Raw genomic sequence first — 19,040 nt, forward strand, 5'->3', positions numbered from 1 at the left:
GGCCAGGTGTAAAACATACTCCCTCCCAGGCGTTCATATAATGGCTAATAGTGAAAAGGAGGCGTGGACGTATGGCGGAGGAATGGAAGAAGACGTTATCGGTTTATGTAAACGAACAGAACCAGGACGAAGTGGACTATCGCACGCCTAGCGGAGGCACGGTCGTAACCGATGTGGATTATCTAATGCGGCGGGGTGAGCGGAAGCGCAGACTGGAGAGCTGGTATCGCCTTCGGGGAGCCTCGCCGCTGCGCTGCGAGACCCGGGCCAAGCTGGTGCGTGAGATCGAGAAGCGCGAGGGCGAGATCGAGGTCGATCTGCAGCTGTCCCGCAAAATATACTATGAAAAAGGCGGAGCCCGCCATCAGGAGGAGCGAATCGAAAAGCAGCGCCTAACCTTGGCGCGCGACGGTTCCGGCTGGATCGTCAGCAAGGTGGAACAGCCGGTGCCTGAGCGGCATCCGGTGATGGTGCTCCCTGATCATAATGAAGAGGAAGCGGCGGGGAGCAAGGGAGCTGTGCCGCGGCCGTTTTTGAACCACGAAGTTCTCGGGATAGGCGGCGCACGCAGCATCGCTTACCGTCGCGAGGAAGCCGTGATATACGCTGATCGGTGGTGGGACAGCTTTAATCCGGAATTCGCCGCCTTTGAGGTGGATTGCACGAACTATATCTCCCAGTGCCTCTTTGCAGGCGGAGCCCCAATAAACTATACTGGAAAAAGAGAATCGGGCTGGTGGTACAAAGGTTATGTCGGCGGACGGGAGCTGTGGAGCTACAGCTGGTCAGTGGCCAATGCGTTAGCGCGCTATCTCGGCCAGAGCCGAACCGGACTTCGCGCCGAACTGCTCGAGCGTCCGGAGCAACTCCAGCTTGGCGATGTGATCGCCTACGACTGGGACGGCAACGGCACGTTTCAACACAATACGATCGTGACCGCGTTCGACGCTGGCGGCATGCCGCTGGTTAACGCCCATACGACGCCAAGCAAGCACCGTTATTGGGATTACCGGGATTCCTACGCCTGGACCGAAAAGACGGTGTATCGTTTTTATCATATCGCGGACCGCTTCTAGAGTTGAGTTCAATGAAGGTTCATTGAACTACATATTTAAGGAAAGAGGTTGCTCATGGGACAGGACAGAATTACCGTAGGCCTCATCTACGGGGGTAAATCAGGAGAGCATGAGGTTTCGCTGCAGACGGCCTTCGCCGTATCTAAGGCGTTTAATTTTGACAAGTACGAGTTACTTCCTTTTTATATCGATAAGCAGGGCAAATGGAAGGTGGGCGAGAAGCTGCACGCGCCGTTTGCCGCACTGGAGGAGCTGAAGCTTGAGGAGAGCAAGGGCGATACGGCTGCTGCGATGGGGCTGTTGTTCAGCAAGCTGTCGACGGGCCAATCGGAAATTGACGTAGTGTTCCCGCTGCTGCACGGCACCAACGGCGAAGACGGCACGATCCAAGGGCTGTTCGAAATGGCAGATTTGCCATACGTAGGAGCAGGCGTACTGGCTTCCGCGGCCGGGATGGATAAGGTCATCATGAAGAAGCTGTTCGCCGAGGCCGGACTCGAGCAATGTGCGTACTGCTATTTCACCGCATCCGAGTGGGAGCGCTCAAGCCACACGCTGATCCAGAGCATCGAGGAGAAGCTTGGCTATCCGTGCTTTGTCAAACCGGCGAACCTTGGCTCCAGCGTAGGGATATCCAAAGCGCGAAACCGTGAGGAGCTGCTGTCCTCCGTGGCGCTGGCCTTCCGTTATGATTTGAAAGTGATCGTTGAGGAATTTGTGGACGCCCGCGAAGTGGAGGTCGGGGTGCTCGGCAACGATGAGCCGCTGGCCTCAGTACCAGGAGAAATCGTCTCCTCAGGCGAATACTACGATTATCAAGCCAAATATTTGGATGGAAAATCGCAGATGCTGATTCCTGCGCCGATCGATACCGAATTGGCTGAGCGCATCCGGGAACTGGCGGTTAAGGCGTTTAAAGCGATTGCCGGCAGCGGGCTGTGCCGGGCTGATTTTTTTGTGCGGAAGTCGGATCATAAAATTTGGATTAACGAAGTGAACACGATGCCAGGCTTCACGCCGTTTAGCATGTATCCGCTCTTGTGGCGCGAAACCGGAGTGGCTTATGAGGTGCTGCTGGATCGCTTGATTGAATTGGCGCTGGAGCGCTATGAAGCCCGGCAGGCGTTGGAATTCGAAAGCGGCATTTAGTCAGCGGCGGCGATTGCCGCCCGGACGGCCGGCTGAATGAAAGGAAGGGGTAACGGTGGGGTTTCAAACGGAATTCAACTCAGTGTGTAAGTTCAAGAAAGAGCAGGAGCTTTACGAACTGTTGGAATACGGCAAGGGCAAAATGCTCAAAGAAGGGCTGCGCGTGTTCCCGACAGGACAGAAGGTCATCGCGTATTCACCGGATAACAAGGCGGTGGCGATCGTGAAGATCACCGCTTGTGTTGCCGAGATCAACTTCAATGGAGAGGAAGTTACTTCGGTTGAGCTGGAGCTGATCCGTCCGCTGACGGAGGAGGAGTCTGCCGTGCAGACCGCTCTGGCGCACGAAATGTTCTTCGGAGATCCAGACATTTAACGACCTCGAGACCCTGGAGCAGCGATCGGCGCGGACACGCCGATCACGTTATCGTCCTTCCTTTGCTTGAGTTTCTGCGCAGCATCGCTCCGATCACCGATCGGGTGGACGTGATGCTGGAGGCGAAGCTTAAGGACGGGGCGCTATTTGCATTAATGGAGGATTTGGCGCGATATCGGGAGGAAGGCGTGGAGATTTTGGATGGAGCAAGCGTGCGCATCCAGCCGTAATTTTCGTGGACAAGCCCGCTGAACGCTGGTTCTCTTGAAAAATGAAGGGAAATACGGTAAGTTGTACAAAATGAAGGTGTATTTAATATAGAGGAGGATTTTCATGGGTGATTTGTTAGCGGGGAAAAATGTGATCGTGATGGGGGTTGCTAACGAGCGCAGTATCGCATGGGCAATTGCGCAAAGCTTGGCAGAGCAAGGTGCCCGTCTGGCATTTACATATGAAAGTGAACGCGTAGAAGGCCGGGTCCGCAAACTGGCCGAAACGATTCCAGGTTCGTTGATTCTGCCGTGCAACGTGACGGTAGATGAGGAGATCGACCGACTGGCTGACACACTGAAATCTGAATTTGGCGTTCTGCATGGTCTGGTGCACAGTATTGCGTTTGCCAAAGGTGAGGATCTGGCGGGTGAGTTTATGGACACGTCCCGTGAAGGTTTTGCATTGGCTAACGACATCAGCGTCTATTCCCTGGTGGCCGTATCGAAGCGCTTGTCGCCGCTCATGACGGAAGGCGGAAGCATTATGACGATGACGTATATGGGATCGGAGCGCGTAATGCGCAACTATAACGTAATGGGCGTGGCAAAAGCCGGACTGGAAGCATCGGTACGTTACTTGGCTAACGACCTTGGGCCGAAGAACATCCGCGTTAATGCGATTTCGGCTGGACCGATCCGTACATTGGCTGCGAAGGGGATCAGCGATTTCAACTCCATCCTCAAGCAAGTTGAGGAGAAAGCTCCGTTGCGCAAAACGACGGACACCGCTGAAGTTGGCGACACGGCGATGTTCCTGATCAGCCATCTGTCCCGCGGAATTACCGGAGAGGTCATTTTTGTAGACGGCGGGTATAATATCGTAGGTGCATAACGTAAAGACCGCTTGCGGTTAGTCAGCAAAAAGTTCGTTTCCGGTAGGGCACATTCCCTGCGATTGGACACGGACTTTTTGCATATAAAGTAAAGCGGCTTTCGTTTGATTTCCAAGGCGGGCAGGCGAAAGGACGCAACTTTGCATATTTCAAGACGTATAGTTTTTAGGGAGTAAATTATCAGTATAAGATGAAAGTAGAGTGAATCGATTGGAATCGAATCCGAAAGTTCCATATGTGGTAGGCAGCAAGAGTCCGACGGCCGTAGCGATCAACTGCGCTGCGAAAGCAGGAGAATGGATTAAGAGCCGGCTGGGGGACTACCGTGATCTGAATACGAAGCAATCGCCTCAGGATTTGGTAACGGATGTGGATAAGGGTGCGGAAGCGATGATTCGCAAGCTGATCTTGACGCATTTTCCAGATCATGAGATCCTTGGCGAAGAAGGTGTAGCCCCAGGAGCGGCGGCATCTGCTGCAGCGCTGAAGCAGGGGAGCGAGTCGGAGTATTTGTGGATCGTCGACCCGGTGGACGGAACGACCAATTTCGTGCACGGATTTCCGTTTTTCTGCGTATCGATAGCGCTGGCATATAAAGGGGATGTCATAATCGGAGTAATATATGACCCAATTCGCGACGAGATGTTTGTGGCAGAGAAAGGCAAAGGCGCCTACATCCACGGGCAGAAGTCGAAGGTGTCCAACGATGCAACATTGTCCGGCAGCGTGATTGCGGTAGGGTTTAACCCGGACCGGGATTTTGCTTTGCCGGTAAATATGCGCGGTTTGAACGCGTTGTCTGGACAAGTGCGCAGCCTGCGCGCTGCCGGTTCAGCTGCATTGCATTTGGCGTATGTTGCTGCGGGACGGCTTAGCGGTTATTATGAGGTTGGATTGAACGCTTGGGACGTTGCGGCGGGTGCACTGATCGTAAAGGAATCCGGAGGAATAGTGACGGATACCGCGGGCAACCCTTATCACATCGGCGTACGTCATTTGGTTGCCAGCAATGGCAAAATTCATGACGAACTGCTTGGAGTTATCCGGGCTGCCGACGCGACGGGCCTGTAAAAGAAATAAAATTTTGATTTAGATTTGGCGACAGCAAATGCTTAATCCATATTTACCGGAAGGAGTGTCCAGGATGAGCGATAGCAAGGATTTGGAACGCGAGCTCAGCGAGATGCTGACGGAAGGGGAATACGGCAATGAGAAAGAACGCCGTGAGGAGGAACGCAGAAGATTGTCACCGAAGTACGAAATCCGAATTCAGACCACGTTGGATCCGATTGTGGAGGAGACGCTGAATTACCGGAAGATGGCCAAGGAAGTCGATGGCCGTTATGATGAGTATTTAAAAAGGACCGGGCGCGCGGAGAATAAGCCGGAATAGCACAGAGTGCGCAGCATTCGCCGGTGTAAGATGCAACAACGAGACCTGAGGCCAACAGCGAAAAACCTCAGGTTTTTCGCGCTATTATACTTATTTTTATCCAAGGAGTTGAATAGCTTGAAGCATCCTCGTATGAACAAGGTTTCCGCCGTTGCGGGAGCGCTCGCCCTCATTCTTATCTTGGTCAGCGGCATCGCTGCAAAACCAACCCAAGCTGCGCCAGCGGTCGATGACTACCTGATCGTTGCGCTGGGCGATTCCATTACAGCCGGGTACGAGCCGGGCATGACTGAGCAGAGCGTCCCTTACGGCTTCGTGGAACGTCTTAAAGAACAGGGGCTGTTCCATGCACGGACGTCTGCCGTGAATTACGGTATTCTGGGTCTGACCAGCGAAGGTTTGAAAAATTACGTGACCGCCATCCAGAAGGGGGTACCGGTGGCTGGCGCAGACATTCAAGCGAACTTGCCGGATCCTCGCATTGCTTCCTTTGCGTCGGGGGTTGCTCAAGCAAAGGCTGATCTGCAGAAAGCTGATTTGATCACGATTACGATCGGCGGGAATGACCTGCTGAAACTGCTTCCGGATATGAAAAACATCTCGCTGGATCAACTCCGCGCCCAAGGCGATGAGGTGTTGACGCATTATGGCGACAACCTGCGCGAAATCGTCCGCATCTTGCAGGAGTTGAATCCTTCGGCGCAAATCGTGATTGCGGACCAATACCAGCCGGTGCCGAAGCTGGCCGGCACAGCGATCTACGATGAGCTGCAGCAGCTCGCCGGTAAGTTTACCGGGATCGTGGATGGCATTGTTGCCGATCACGCTGGGGATGCGAAGCCGGTCAAAGCAGCCCATGTAGCAGCGGCTTTTACGGGGCGGGAAATTTCGCTGACGCATATTTTCTCCGACACGGATATCCATCCGAACCAAGCCGGATATGAGGAAATCGCCAAGATTTTCGCTGAATCGGTTTGGGGCAGCTATCAGACGACAACCGCCAAGACCGGTGGAGCCCCGATATCCGTTGTGGTTAAGGGCAAGGAGTTAAACACGCCGTATCCGCCGATCTTGAAGAACGGGCAGACGTTCGTGGCCATTAAGGAAATCACTGATGCGATTGGAGCGCAAAGCAAATGGGATTCCCGCACCTCCACTGCGACGGTTACCTATGGCAGCCGGACGGTTGTGATCCCGATTGGCGCGAAGCAAATCAAAGTAGATGGAACGCCGGCGACGACCGCAACTCCAGCTTTCTTGCAAAAGGTCGGCAAAGAGAACAAAACCTATGTTCCGCTCGCTTTGCTCGTGCAGGGGCTTGGGCTGGATGTTCAATACAGCAGCAAAATGAAGACGGTATTTATCAACGAACTTTAATATTAAAATAGTTGGCCGACAAATCGCCGGAGCGTGGAGAACGCTCCGGTTTTTTTGTGTTGCGGCTGGCGCCAGCCCCCCAGATGTATATGGCTGCCGGCTTCTCTCGATATTATCCCGATGAGTCAGGGGGAGTGAATGAAAGGGATGCCAAATCCGTATGATCACACATAAGCTCCTTAGTCCTGGACATTTGGCCACAAAGGGCGTTCCGCTAAGCTAAGTGGGAGAGGTTTATTTTAAGGGATACACATAAAAGGAGATGGCGGAACATGCCGAAAATCGCGGACAAATATTTACAGGTCGACCCCTGGAAGGTCGTGGAGGTAGGTTTTGATCCGGGGCGTAACCGGGTCAGCGAGTCGATTTTTTCACTGGGGAATGAATATATGGGGGTCAGAGGCTACCCGGAGGAAGGGTATAGCGGAGATACGCTGCTGGGCAGCTATTTCAATGGGCTGTTTGAGGAGAGCCCGGTGACGGCTCATTACAAGGGGATTATTAAATCGCTGCGCTTTATGGTGAACGCGGTGGATTGGCTTCATACGCGGATTACATTGGATGGGGAAACGCTGGATCTGGCGGTGAGCCGGTTCAGCAACTTTCGGCGGGAGCTGGATTTTCGCACAGGAATCTATACCCGGGAGTTCGTGTGGCATACCGCCAGCGGGAAAGACGTCCAGATTACGTTTGAACGCCTCGTCAGTATGAAGGTGTCCCATCTTGGGGCACAGCGGATGACGTTGACGCCGCTCAACTTCACTGGTTCGATTCAAGTGCAAACCGGCCTGAACCTGAAGGTGATCCATGAGGATCAGCAACGGTGTTATTGGAAGGAGCTGAAACAGGGGGAAGCAAAAGATATCGAAGGAACCGGGATCGCGGGGATTCTAGGGGAGACGGTGAACACGGGGAACCGGTTGTTTTCCGGATTCCGCGTAGTTGCACCGGACGCCGTTACGGACGAGTTAGTGCAGGAAAGCTGTTACATCGGCCGGGCGCTGACCTTGAAGCTGGAACAGGGCAAGCGCAGCACGCTGGATAAACTCGTTGTGAACGTGGCTGAGAAAGACCGTACCACGCCGGACGATGACCTTTGGCTGCGAGGGATCGAGCTGACAGCTCGGCACACCCAGGCGGGGTTTGATGCGGCGGCGGCCGACCAACGGGCGTATTGGAACCAGGTGTGGGCGGAATCGGACATCGCGATCGAAGGCGATCCGGAGAATCAGCAGGGGATCCGCTTTTGTATTTTTCAACTGTATCAGACTTACCACGGGGATAACCCCGGCTTTAACATCGGTGCAAAGGGGCTGACCGGCGAGGCTTATCGGGGGCTGGCTTTCTGGGATACGGAGTCGTATTGCTTGCCGTTTTATATTTTTAACAATCCGAAGGCAGCGCGGAGCTTGCTCGAATTCCGTTATCGGACGCTTCCTGAGGCGTTGAAGCGGGCCAAGGAGCTGGACTGTGAAGGAGCGTTTTATCCGATTGCTACCATCGACGGAACGGAAAGCTGCGATCTGTGGCAGCACTCCAATCTGCAGCTGCATGTCGGCACGGCGGTAGCGTACGGGTTGCGCCATTATGTGAAAATTACGGGTGACAAGGCGTTTCTGTACGAAAAAGGCGCGGAAATGCTGATCCAAATCAGCCGTTTTTACGCGTCACGCGGCCAGTGGGGGCAACAGTCGGGCAAATACGGCTATTTCGGCGTCATGGGCCCGGATGAATTCCAGCTGATGGTGAACAACAACTGTTATATCAACCTGATGGCCAAGAAGTTGTTCGAATATACGCTGGAGGTGCTGGAAGCGATGCGGAGCGAGGCTTTCGCCGCTTATGACGAGCTGGCAGCACGGCTTGGCCTGACGGAGGAAGAGCAGAAGGATTGGCAGAACAAGGCGCAGCATATGAAAATTCCGCGGGATGAACGGACGGGGATTTTTGAAGAGCATGATGGCTTTTTTGACCTGCCGCATCTGGATATTCACGCCATTCCGGTCACGGAGTTCCCGCTGTATTCGCATTGGTCGTATGATCGACTCTACCGTTACGACATGATTAAGCAGCCGGATGTGCTGATGTTCATGTTCCTGTACAGCAGCGAATACTCGCTCGAGGAAAAACGCGCTAACTACGATTATTACGAGCCCCGCTGCATTCACGAATCGTCGCTGTCGCCGTCGATCCACTCGATTTTGGCGGCGGAAATCGGACGTTCGGATGAGGCGTATAAGTTCTTTGAATTTGCGACCCGGTTAGACCTGGACAACTATAACCGCAATACGCGGGAAGGCTTGCATACCACGTCAATTGCGGCAGCTTGGATGAACATTGTGTACGGGTTCGGCGGGATGCGGTCCGATGGGGAGTTGCTTGCGCTGAATCCAAGTATCCCTGAACGGTGGGAAAGTTACCGGTTTATGGTGACGTATCGCGGCACGAAACTGCAAGTTGAAGTGGACCAGAATCAGGTTAGCATCCGTGCGATGTCCGGCGGCGTGGCGGAAATTTTGGTGTATGGCAACCTGGTCAACATCGATGAAGCCGGGATTCGGTTGCCGCTCCGAAAGGCGGTCGTTCAATGAGCTGGATCGTTAGAGAAAGCGGGTTTGACCCGGAGCGGATCGCACATCACGGCAATAAGTTTATGATCGGGAACGGGGTTCTTGGTTACCGGGGGACGTTGGAGGAGTTCAGCAAAAGTGAGCTGACCGCAACGATCGTCGCCGGCCTGTACGACCAAGTTGGGAGCAAGTGGCGTGAGCCGGTGAATGCCCCTAACGGGCTGGAGACGAATGTTTTTTGGAACGGCACGCGGCTAAGCGTGTTGGAGGCCGGAAATGTGGCCACAGGGGATAGCGCAGTGAAGAGCGAGAGTGCAGGCGGAGAGCGCGATCGAAGCAGACCAGAGCTTGTGGCTCACGAGCAGTCGCTGAACCTGCGTCAGGCGGTACACCGCCGGCGGTCGGTTTTTCGCACAGGGGATGGCGCAGAGGTCACGATCACTTCGGAGCGGTTTTGCAGTGCGGCGCGCACGGAGCTGATCGTATGCCGCTTCACCGTGGAGAGCAGCCAGGATGGCGAGCTGACGATCGTCACCGGCATTAATGGCGACGTCTGGGACATCAATGGCCCGCATCTTGTGCGGATGGAGAGCGGAGCGCATGCGGCAGGGGATGACGCAACCTGGGAGGTCGTGTCACTTACCGCTTCGACGCAGGAGCTCGGCTTGCCGATTACCGTAGCGGAAGCGGCAGAGGTTGCGAGCGGCGGGGAGCATGAAGTTTTACGCGAGGATCTATCCATCCGCCGCCGGATCCACGTGCGTTGCCGGGCCGGGGAACCGGTCGTGCTCGTAAAAGCTGTCGCCGTGGTGGCCGGACTGGAAGGGGAAACGGCTAACCAGGTTCAGGCGGCAGCGATCCAGTCGGCCCGGGAAGCGCGGCAGCTTGGTTACGATCGGCTGCTGAGCGAGCACGCCGAATATTGGGAGCGCAAGTGGAGCGCCTCCGACATTATCGTTGTAGGCGATGACGAAGCCCAGCTGGCATTGCGCTATAGTATGTACCAGCTCCATATCATTGCACCGGAACGCTCGGAGAAAGTGTCCATTCCGGCTCGCGGGTTGTCCGGTCAGGTATACAAGGGCGCGGTGTTCTGGGATACGGAGATGTTTATGCTGCCGTTCTTCCTGTATACCCAGCCAGAGGTGGCACGGAACCTGATGATGTACCGGGTGCATACGCTGGGCGGAGCGAAGCGCAAAGCCGCCGAGTACGGCTATGAAGGCGCATTTTATGCCTGGGAGAGCCAGGAAACAGGGGAGGATGCCTGCACCTTGTTTAACGTCAATGACGTGTTCACCGGCCGTCCGATGCGAACCTATTTCCGCGATAAGCAGGTGCATATCAGCGCGGACGTGGCGTACGGGATCTGGCAGGTTTACGCGTTTACAGGCGATGACCGTCTGCTTTTGGATGGCGGGGCGGAGGTCGCGTGGGAGTGTGCGAAGTTCTTTTATTCGTATGGGTATTTCAACCCTCGGAAGCAGCGTTACGAAATCCTCGACGTTACGGGGCCGGACGAATATCATGAGCGGGTGAATAACAACGCGTTCACGAACCGGATGGTGAAGGAATGTCTGCGCATCGCTTTGGATGCCATGGAGACTCTAAAGCGCGGCAACTCCGAGCGGTATGAGCAGCTGCTGGCAGGCAGCCATATACAGCCGGAGCACATTCGCGACATGTATGAACGGTTGTACGTTCCAGAGCCGGATGCCCAAAGCGGGTTGATTGAGCAGTTTGACCGCTATTACGCGCTGGAGGACGTTGCGCTGCCGCAACTGAAATCGCGAATGCTGCATCCCCACGAATATCTCGGCGGGGGAAACGGACTTGCGACGACAACGCAAATCCTCAAGCAAGCCGATGTAGTGCTGATGCTGCACCTGTTTAAGGACGATTACGATCCAGCAATCAAAAAAGCGAACTGGGCTTACTACGAGCCGCGCACCGAGCACGGATCGAGCCTCAGTGCTTGCATCTATGCACTGGTGGCAGCGGATACGGGATCACCGGACTGGGGTTACCCTTACTTTATGCGGACGGCGACGATTGACCTAACCGGCGATGCCAAGCAATACGTCGGTGACTTGTACATCGGCGGCACGCATCCCGCTGCCAACGGCGGGGCGTGGATGGCGGCGGTGTTGGGATTTGCCGGCTTACGGTATGACGGAGACAAGGCGGTGCTTCGTCCGGCGTTGCCATCAGCCTGGCAGGCGATCGAATTCCCGGTACGCTTAGGCGGCGGCTCTTATCGGATCCGTGTCAGCCGGGAAGAGGTGGTCATCACGGCTCATGGCGATAATCCAGCTGGCCTGCGGTTTACCGTAGGAGAAGGAGAGCTGGCGGTAGCGCCGGGCCAGGAGGTTCGGATCCCCGTATGATACGGTCCGTTAGGAGTGCAAACGAAAGATTAAAGGAGAATCCATCATGTTAGAAACTATGAAAGGTGCGATCTTCGACCTCGATGGCGTGATCGTTGATACGGCCAAATACCACTATCTCGCCTGGCGGGCGCTGGCGCGACGGCTAGGTTTCGAGTTTACCGAAGCCGACAATGAGCGGCTGAAAGGTGTCAGCCGCATGGAATCGCTGCGCATCCTGCTTGAGGTGGGCGGTGTGGAAGCCACGGAGGAAGAACGCGAGCGGATGGCGGCAGAGAAGAACCGCGAATATGTCGAGTATATTTCCAAGCTGGAGCCTTCGGAAATTTTGCCGGGGGCGAAGGAGTATTTGCTGCAGCTGCGCGAGCGGGGCGTCAAGGTCGCGCTTGGGTCGGCGAGCAAAAACGCCGGGTTCATCTTATCCCGGCTGGGCATCGCGGAGCTGTTCGACGCGGTGATCGACGGCACCAAGGTGTCCAAGGCGAAGCCGGACCCGGAGGTGTTCCTCGCGGCTTGCTCGGCGCTGGCGTTGCCGCCGTCTGAATGCGTCGTGTTTGAGGACGCAGAGGCGGGCGTGCAGGCGGGCAAAGCCGCAGGCTGCCGCGTCGTCGGCATCGGCAGCCCGGACATCCTGGCTGAAGCCGATCGGGTCGTCAGCGGGCTGCATGAACTGGTGTAGTTGGCACGTTTGATCGCTTTGCACGAAACCCAATAAAGTCCCCCGGAAATTTCCGGGGGACTTTTTGTTTTTTTTAACTGGCAAGAATCCCAAAATCCCCTACACTAAGAAATAGGCAGGGGCCCGCCCATCCGCGAGAACAGGTGGAACCGCCACGATCTTCGTAGAAACGCGCATACTTGCCGGTTTTTAGAATTGCTATAGTTAAATTGCCGGAGGTGCAACACCATTGAAGCTAAAACTCAAGAACCCGCTAGCCAATTTGAACGTTAAACAGCAGATGATCCTCCTCTTTATTGTGATGGTCATTCCGTTATTTATTCTGAACGCCTACGGCAACTATAAAGCGGATCAAGTATTGAAGCGAAATGTCACCAACGCCTATATCGAGCTGAATAAGCAGAATTTCCGGCTCATTACCCGGGATATCGAGGCGATTAACAAGGTTACGTCAACCGTATTCCAGCATCCGCTGCTCCAGCAGCTGAACCCCAGCGGTGAAAGCTCAGAGACCGTCCTGGATCGGGTCAAAAACTACGAGAGGCTGGAGAACCTGCTGCTCAATTACTCGCAGGAAACCGATCAGCGGGAGCCGGTGTATTATTCGCTATACGTCTACGATCCGGACAACGCGTATTTCTTTGCCCCATATTATCCGGATGCGCGAAAGGCGGGCGTCTATTTTTTTCTCGAGAACGAGAAGCCGGAATGGTTTGATGAAGCCGTCGCGCAAAAAGGAAACGGTTACCTGCGCCTCATTGAGCACCTGTCTCCCTCCGGCCAAGGCCTGCCAAATCAAAAAACGCTCGCTTATATTCGGGCGATCAACAGCATTTACAAAAACGGTACGATCGGCGTACTGGTTGTGTCCAATGTTGACGGGCGCATCGGCGAATCGCTGCAAACCGTCTCCATTCCGGAGGGTGAGCTGTATTTTACCGATTGGAACAACCGGATTCTGACCTCCACACCAAGCCTGACGCCAACGCCAACTGGTTCGATATTGGATTTACCGCCAGAGGCGGATTTAGGCGATTCGCTGATCGGGGTGAAGGATCTCATCACCGAGGATTTCATCTATGTGATTAATTATAATTACGTTCTGCAGCAAAAGCTGGTGTACAAAGTGCCCATCAAGGCCATGCTGCAACAGCAAAACGAAATCAAACGGATTATTCAGCTCATTTCCATCGCTTATTTTGTGGTGGGGCTGGTGTTAATCTTATATTTCTGGCGGTCGCTGATGACCCCGATTCAAAAATTGGTTTATTTCGTCCGCCGTTACGAGCCGGGCAATGTGGTGCCGGAGACGCCGTACCGGGAAAGAAACGACGAGGTCAGCGTGCTCATTTCTACAATCTACGAGATGGCTCGCCGCCTCAATGGACTGATTCATTATAAATATCAGATGGACATCAAGCAGAAGGAAGCCCAGCTGCAAATTTTGTATCAGCAGATTAACCCGCATTTGCTGTACAACACGCTGGAGAGTATTTATTGGAAAAGCGCGATGGAAGGAAACACCGCCTCCGCCGAAATGATCAAGGAGCTGTCCAAGCTGATGAAAATCAGCCTGAGCCGCGGCCGGGAGCTGATCACGCTGGAGGAAGAGCTGGAGCATGCTTCGGCTTACATCAAGCTGCAGGAGCATCGTTATGAGTATGGTTTCCGCGTGATCTGGGACATTCCATCGGAACTGCATTCCACCATCATTCCAAAAATCACGCTGCAGCCGCTTATTGAGAACGCTATCATTCATGGCGTTAAACATATGGGAGAAGATGGCGAAATCATGATTCGCGCCGAAGCGGACGAAGCGCAGGGTTGTGTATACATTAGGATCGCCGACAACGGGTATAAGCCGGTCGACTTCGACGCCATCGACAAGCTGCTGAATGACGAAACGCCAAGCCCATCGTTTGGTTACGGCATCCGCAATATTCATCAGCGGCTTCGGCTGCATTTTGGGCCGGAGTACGGTTTGAAATACATGGGCCGCCCTGAAGGCGGAACCATCGTCACCATTACCCTGCCGCTCACCGTGAACCGGAACGAATAAAACGAACAGGGGGAACCACGATGTACAACGTATTGGTCGTCGACGACGAACCGTTGATCTGCAAAGGATTATCGGGACTTTTAACCGCTTCAGGACTGGATATCGGCCAGATCTACACCGCGTATAACGGGCACGAAGCGCTGGATTATGTCCGAATGGAGGAAGTAGATCTGCTCGTCACTGACATCCAGATGGGAGAAATGAACGGGATCGAGCTGATGCAGCAGGCGAAGCTGATCAAGCCATGGGTACAGACGATCATCATCTCCGCGCATGAAACGTTCCAATACGCCCAGATGGCGATCCGGCTTGGCGCCAAGGACTATTTGATTAAGCCGCTGAACAGTGAGCAGTTCCTGGATTCGGTGCGCAACGCGCTGCTCAAGATGGATAAACCGATGCCGCAGAGTGAGGAGCTGTTGTCCCGGGGCGCTGAACATTTCCGCATGGAGGAGCCGCTTCCGGAATACGGCGAACGGTTGAACCGCCTGTTAAGTGATCCCGCCGAAGGGGACGAAGAGCAGAGGTTTGCGGAAGCTGAGCGATTGGGGCTGACGGGGCCGTATTTTTCCGTGATCAAAATCAAGCTGGCCATCCCCGCTGACAAGCAGCTATCCGTGGACCAGGATCGGGATGCCTGCCTGTTCCGCTACGCGGCGCTGAATATCGTGAACGAGCTGCTGCATCAGGAGTGGCGCGCGGCATCTTTTTATACCCAGAGTCTGGAGATCGCCCTCATCTTGCAGTGGAATGAAACGGAGTACGCCGAACCCAATCTCAATAAAATCAACCAGCTCGAAATGCTTGGCCGAAGTCTGCACCATCACATCCATAAATACCTTGGCTTGCGGTGCACGGTGGGCATCAGCCAGATTCTCAAAGGCACGGGTTTTCTAAGCCTGCTGAGCCGGCAGGCGGACAAAGCGATGCTGTGGGGAGGCGAACACGGGGATCACCATGTATTTTATTATGGCGATTTTAACTGGCACAACTATACCCAGGACCCTTCCACAGAAGAGCTGACCAAGCAGAATAACCGGATTGTGGAGAGCGCCAAGAAGTATATCGAGGAGAATTACCGGCAGAAGGGACTGACTATCCACGAGGTGGCCCGCAACAATCACGTCAGCCCCAATTACTTGAGCTACTTGTTCAAGAAAAATACCGGCTACAACCTCTGGGAATACGTGATTAAGCTGCGGATGGAAGAGAGCAAAGCGCTGATTCTGAACACGGATCTGCGCCGTTACGAGATCGCCGAACGTGTGGGATATGAGTCGCCGGAGCATTTTAGCAAGATATTTAAGAAATACTTTGGCGTCAGTCCTACCGAGCTGAAGAAATAACGATGAAGTAAGAACGACCATAGTTCACATAGTTTTAGACATGTTCGACATACGGCTGCTTTTCTACAATGAAAAAAGACACTACGTAGAAAAGAGGGAGAACGATGGGGGAACCCGTGATTTCACCGGGGAACATGCAGCAGAACACGGTTAAAGCATCCACCTCCGCTTCGCAGAAGCCGCGGCGGGGATCGAACTGGAAGCAGTACATGTGGGGGTATCTTTTTCTGGTACCGGCGATTGCCATCTTTATCGTGTTCTTGTGGGTCCCGATCATCAAAGGGATGGTTTACAGCTTCTACAATATCGATTTCGTCAAAGGCAACACATTTGTCGGATTCGACAATTACGTAAAGGTGTTTCATAACCCAGACGTGCTGTTGTCGGTTCGCAACACCTTGTATTATATGCTCCTCTGTTTGGTTATCGGCTTCTGGGTGCCGATCGCAGCGTCAATCGCGATTTCCGAGCTGCGCTGGTTCCAAGGATTTGCGCGGATCGCCGCTTACCTGCCGTTCGTCGTACCGGGCGTTGTCCTGTATGGGATGTGGCGCTGGATGTACGATCCGGTGGGACCAATCAACGCCTTGCTCGGATGGTTTGGGGCCGATCCGGTGTCCTTTATTTCCGACGGCAGGTGGTCGATGGTTTCGATCGTCTTTATGGAGACGTGGCAGCAGTTTGGTTCAGCGATGCTGATTTACCTGGCTGGGGTGCTGAGCATTCCGCGGGATTGGTACGAAGCGGCGGAAATCGATGGAGCCGGCGTCTGGGCCCGGATCAAATACATCACGCTGCCGTCGATGCGGAACCTGATCGTGCTGATGTTGATTTTGCAGCTGATCGGCACATCTCAGGCGTACCAATCGCAGCTAGCATTGCTGGACGGCGGGCCAAACAAGGCCACGTTAACCTATGCCCTCCTGACCGTCAAATACGCCTTTACCCAGCTCGATTATGGGGCCGGGACTGCGCTTGGGGTTCTGATGTTCATCGTGCTAAGCGTGCTGGGCGTGTTGCAATACAAGCTGAACAAGGAGGAGTACTGATATGAAAGAAAGAGGCATCCTGTCGCCCTCCGATCTGCAGAAGCCGCTGAATAAAGTGGTCTACGGATTGATGTGCTTGTGCATTGCGGTGATGACGTTTACGATGTTGTATCCGATCGCGATGACGATGTTCAACGGATTGAAGAGTAACCAGGAGGTTAACTCGTTTCCGCCGCGATTCTTCCCGAAGGAATGGCATTGGGACAATTTCCCGAAAGCTTGGAATTATATCGATCTGCCGATGTTTTTGAAAAATACGCTGCTCATCTTCGGCGGCAACCTGCTGATGACCATTCTGGTGCTGGGGCTGGCTTCGTTCAGCATTTCGCGGATCCGCGTGCCATATAGCCGGGCGATCTACTTTTTTATTCTGCTGACGTTGTTCATCCCGGCGTCGAGCTATATGATCCCGAACTTCGTGAACCTGAAGGAGCTGGGGCTGCTGAACACCTATTGGGCGTTCTGGCTGCCGGCGGGAGCGAATGCGTATTATTTTCTGCTGATGAAAAATTTCTTCGACGGCATCCACCCGGAAATCTTCGAAGCGGCCCGGATTGACGGAGCTTCGGAGTGGACCAGTTACTTGCGGATTGCGGTGCCGCTGTCCGTGCCGATCTTCGCGACGTTGGCGATTTTTATTTTCTCTACGGCGTGGAATGATTGGTTCTGGCCATCGCTGGTGATGCACACGGAAGACAAATACACGCTGGCCACCGCGATCTACAAATATGTCATTAACGCGCGGAACATGGATAGCAGTGTGAAGTTCAGCATTTTGTTTATGGTGATGATTCCGCCGATCTTCGTGTTCCTGGGTTTCCAGAAGTTTATCATGCGCAGTGTGAGCCTGTCTGCGGTTAAGGGATAGTGGTAACGGTTACAAAATCGTAGGCCTGCACACGAAAGTCATAAGATCACACATCGAATGCTAAATGTTTCTCTTTTATGATAAAAATGCAAGATTACCTAACTTATGAAAAGGGGAGTTTCAATGCGCAAGTTTTCAGCGGTGTTGATGTGTCTGATGTTGCTTGGTTCGCTGCTCGCGGCCTGCGGCGGAGGCGGGAACAAGGAAGCCCAAAATAACGGCGGCGGTAACAACGGCGGAAATACGGCGGCTACAAGCAACAACGGGGGAGGCAATGCGGACGCGTCGTCGGCTGAAGCCGATGATATCACGCAGCGCAAGGTCACGATCAAGATCCACTATCCGTTGCCGGACGAAACGACGCTTCGCCAACAGGAGGACGATAAAATCGCCCGCTTCCAAGCCAAGTATCCTAACGTCACAATCGTGAAGGACGACTGGCAATACAGCGTCAATGAAATCGGCGTAAAAATGGCTTCCAACGAAGCGCCAACCTTCTACAATACGTGGGCCACAGAAGCTCAATTCCTGGTGGAACGCGGCTGGGTTGCTGACATCACTGATCTGTGGAACAACTGGGAGTATAAGGACGAAATTAACCCGGTGCTGCAAAATCAATTTATCGTAGACGGCCGAGTGTACGGGATCACCCAAAACGGTTACGTCACTTCGACAGTAGTGAATAAGAAGCTGTTGGACGAAAAGGGCATCGCTGCTCCTCCGTTCGACTGGACTTGGGATGATATGTACAACGTGGCCAAAGGCGTTGCCGATCCGAAGAAAGGGATTTCGGGGATCGCTCCGATGGGAAAAGGGAACGAAGCAGGCTGGAACTGGACCAACTTCCTGTTTGAAGCCGGCGGCGACATTCAAAAGAACGAAAACGGCAAAGTGACTGCCGTGTTCAACTCCGAGGCTGGGGTGAAGGCGCTGGACTTCTACAAGAAGCTGAGATGGGAAGCTAACGCCATCCCGCAAGACTGGGCGTTGGGCTGGGGCGATGCCGTCAGCTCCTTCCAACAAGGACGGACAGCGATGGTCATCGCCGGTGCATTTGACGTCGTTCAAGCCGCGCTGAATGAAGGCGGTATGAAGCCGGAGGATGTGGTCGCTTATCCGATGCCTGCAGCCGAGAAAGGCGGCAAGCATTACGGGGTGCTCGGCGGCAACTACCTCGTCATTAACCCGAATGCGACGAAAGACGAACAAGAAATGGCGTTCCGTTATATTACGTTTGATTACTTCACCGACGATGCTTTGAAAGCCGTTGAAGATACGATTCAAGCCCGCAAAGCGGAAGGCAAGTATTATGTGCCGACACCGCTGGAGTATTTCAGCGAAGATTCCGAGTATGCCAGCAAAGTGAAAGCCATTTACGAAAAATACGACAACGTGTACAAATACGATCCGCAGCTCTTCGGCCTGCTGGAAGGCAAGCCGGAAGCGCAATTCGGCACGCAGGACTACTACGCCACGATGTCCAACGTCGTCCAGGAATCGTTCTCGAAGAAGGGCACGGACTCCAAGCAGCAGCTGGATGTCGCAGCGAAGTACGTGCAAGAGAATTTCTTTGACAAAATTCAAGCGCAATAATTCGTGAGTTGGC

Annotated in this window: 15 protein-coding genes and 1 pseudogene; all 16 read left to right on the top strand. The window is 54.0% G+C overall.

All coding sequences use genetic code 11. The annotated features are described in order from the left end of the window. Window positions 1–71: 71 nt before the first annotated feature. The 16 genes and pseudogenes from U9M73_RS21195 to U9M73_RS21270 all read left to right on the top strand — a co-directional run bounded on the left by U9M73_RS21195 (window position 72) and on the right by U9M73_RS21270 (window position 19,027). Window positions 72–1,076, top strand: coding sequence for an amidase domain-containing protein (locus U9M73_RS21195; protein WP_036646604.1), 1,005 nt, complete (start codon window positions 72–74; stop codon window positions 1,074–1,076). A 54-nt stretch (window positions 1,077–1,130) separates the two neighbouring features. Then, window positions 1,131–2,225 (top strand): D-alanine--D-alanine ligase, encoded by a 1,095-nt coding sequence (locus tag U9M73_RS21200; RefSeq protein WP_036646606.1) that lies wholly within the window; start codon window positions 1,131–1,133, stop codon window positions 2,223–2,225. 55 nt (window positions 2,226–2,280) lie between these two features. Further along, window positions 2,281–2,601, top strand: coding sequence for a hypothetical protein (locus U9M73_RS21205; RefSeq protein ID WP_323079002.1), 321 nt, complete (start codon window positions 2,281–2,283; stop codon window positions 2,599–2,601). A 20-nt stretch (window positions 2,602–2,621) separates the two neighbouring features. Further along, window positions 2,622–2,831: pseudogene (locus U9M73_RS21210) on the top strand (UV DNA damage repair endonuclease UvsE); the annotation flags it as partial. Window positions 2,832–2,934: 103 nt separating this feature from the next. Next, on the top strand, window positions 2,935–3,705 hold the full coding sequence (fabI, locus tag U9M73_RS21215; protein WP_016313531.1) for an enoyl-ACP reductase FabI: 771 nt from the start codon (window positions 2,935–2,937) through the stop codon (window positions 3,703–3,705). Window positions 3,706–3,907: 202 nt separating this feature from the next. Then, window positions 3,908–4,777, top strand: a complete 870-nt coding sequence (locus U9M73_RS21220) for an inositol monophosphatase family protein (protein WP_085278673.1) — start codon at window positions 3,908–3,910, stop codon at window positions 4,775–4,777. A gap of 73 nt (window positions 4,778–4,850) precedes the next feature. Beyond that, window positions 4,851–5,099, top strand: coding sequence for a hypothetical protein (locus U9M73_RS21225; protein ID WP_016313529.1), 249 nt, complete (start codon window positions 4,851–4,853; stop codon window positions 5,097–5,099). 117 nt (window positions 5,100–5,216) lie between these two features. After that, window positions 5,217–6,476, top strand: a complete 1,260-nt coding sequence (locus U9M73_RS21230; protein WP_323079007.1) for a stalk domain-containing protein — start codon at window positions 5,217–5,219, stop codon at window positions 6,474–6,476. Window positions 6,477–6,748: 272 nt separating this feature from the next. Next, on the top strand, window positions 6,749–9,067 hold the full coding sequence (locus U9M73_RS21235; protein WP_323079009.1) for a glycoside hydrolase family 65 protein: 2,319 nt from the start codon (window positions 6,749–6,751) through the stop codon (window positions 9,065–9,067). Beyond that, window positions 9,064–11,433: a glycosyl hydrolase family 65 domain-containing protein gene (locus U9M73_RS21240; protein WP_323079010.1), complete on the top strand. Its 2,370-nt coding sequence runs from the start codon at window positions 9,064–9,066 to the stop codon at window positions 11,431–11,433. The genes U9M73_RS21235 and U9M73_RS21240 overlap by 4 nt, the downstream gene beginning before the upstream one ends. Window positions 11,434–11,479: 46 nt before the next feature. Continuing rightward, complete coding sequence (gene pgmB / locus U9M73_RS21245) at window positions 11,480–12,112, top strand: beta-phosphoglucomutase (protein WP_323079012.1); 633 nt, start codon at window positions 11,480–11,482, stop codon at window positions 12,110–12,112. Between the two features lie 229 nt (window positions 12,113–12,341). Continuing rightward, on the top strand, window positions 12,342–14,171 hold the full coding sequence (locus U9M73_RS21250) for a sensor histidine kinase (protein WP_323079014.1): 1,830 nt from the start codon (window positions 12,342–12,344) through the stop codon (window positions 14,169–14,171). Between the two features lie 20 nt (window positions 14,172–14,191). Further along, window positions 14,192–15,517: a response regulator gene (locus U9M73_RS21255; RefSeq protein WP_009226947.1), complete on the top strand. Its 1,326-nt coding sequence runs from the start codon at window positions 14,192–14,194 to the stop codon at window positions 15,515–15,517. 104 nt (window positions 15,518–15,621) lie between these two features. After that, on the top strand, window positions 15,622–16,566 hold the full coding sequence (locus tag U9M73_RS21260) for a carbohydrate ABC transporter permease (RefSeq protein ID WP_016313522.1): 945 nt from the start codon (window positions 15,622–15,624) through the stop codon (window positions 16,564–16,566). A 1-nt stretch (window position 16,567) separates the two neighbouring features. Continuing rightward, window positions 16,568–17,434 carry a carbohydrate ABC transporter permease gene (locus U9M73_RS21265; RefSeq protein WP_016313521.1) on the top strand — a complete coding sequence of 289 codons (867 nt, stop codon included), beginning with the start codon at window positions 16,568–16,570 and terminating at the stop codon, window positions 17,432–17,434. Window positions 17,435–17,557: 123 nt separating this feature from the next. Beyond that, the gene (locus U9M73_RS21270; RefSeq protein ID WP_323079017.1) at window positions 17,558–19,027 is read left to right on the top strand and encodes an ABC transporter substrate-binding protein; all 1,470 of its coding nucleotides are present in this window, start codon (window positions 17,558–17,560) and stop codon (window positions 19,025–19,027) included. Window positions 19,028–19,040: the final 13 nt, after the last annotated feature.

It is taken from the genome of Paenibacillus phoenicis (assembly GCF_034718895.1).
Classification (GTDB): Bacteria; Bacillota; Bacilli; order Paenibacillales; family Paenibacillaceae; genus Fontibacillus; species Fontibacillus phoenicis.